The organism is Pseudoalteromonas sp. S408 (assembly GCF_005886645.1).
Taxonomy (GTDB): domain Bacteria; phylum Pseudomonadota; class Gammaproteobacteria; order Enterobacterales; family Alteromonadaceae; genus Pseudoalteromonas.
This window is the reverse complement of record NZ_PNDY01000045.1, coordinates 1-744: the sequence shown is the minus strand read 5'-3', so window position 1 is coordinate 744 and position 744 is coordinate 1. Positions and strand designations below refer to the sequence as shown.

The following is a 744-nucleotide window of genomic DNA, read 5'->3' as shown; positions in this document are numbered from 1 at the left end:
TGATGCGGTGGGTAATTTGTTATCAAAATCAGACTATGCAACGCAGTATGATTATGAAAACGGCGCAACAGGCGGGCCCAATGCAGTAAAACGTGTTTATCGGGGTGGTTGGAAGTCGTTTGGTTATGATACGAGAGGCAACATGACCAGTGGTGATGGTTTAACCAGCGCCACCTATAACGCGATGGATAAACCCACACAAATAGTAAAAGACGGTAAAACTCTCAATTTTACCTATGGCCCGCAGCATATGCGCTTTAAACAAGTAAATGGCAGCGTGACTACTTTTTACAGTGGTAAATTATATGAAGAAGAAGTTACTGACACAAAAACCACCTGGCGGGCTTATATAGACGACATCGCCGTTATAAGCCAAACAACAAATGAAGGTGCTACAATCCGCTATACCCACCGCGATCGCTTAGGCAGTGCACGGGTATTTACCGACCACAACGGGCAAGTAGAAGCAGAGCGAAACTACGACCCATTTGGCAAACCACGTTTAGCCAGTGGTGGATTAAAATCATTTGGGGCTTCAAAACTAGGTGATTTGGCGGATGCAAAAACGAATCGAGGCTTTACTGACCATGAGCATTTAGATAGTGTAGAGCTAATCCATATGAACGGGCGGGTGTACGATTATAACCTCGGTCGATTCTTGAGTGTTGATCCGTTTATTCAAGCACCGGGCAATAGTCAGTCGATTAACCCATATAGTTACGGTATGAATAACCCCTTAGCTGG

General features: G+C 44.8%; 1 protein-coding gene. It reads left to right on the top strand.

Annotated features, from left to right (window positions below):
* Positions 1 to 16 precede the first annotated feature (16 nt).
* Positions 17 to 744, top strand: a 728-nt coding sequence (locus CWB62_RS18395; RefSeq protein WP_283235020.1) for an RHS repeat domain-containing protein, incomplete at its 3' end; no start/stop codon positions are given.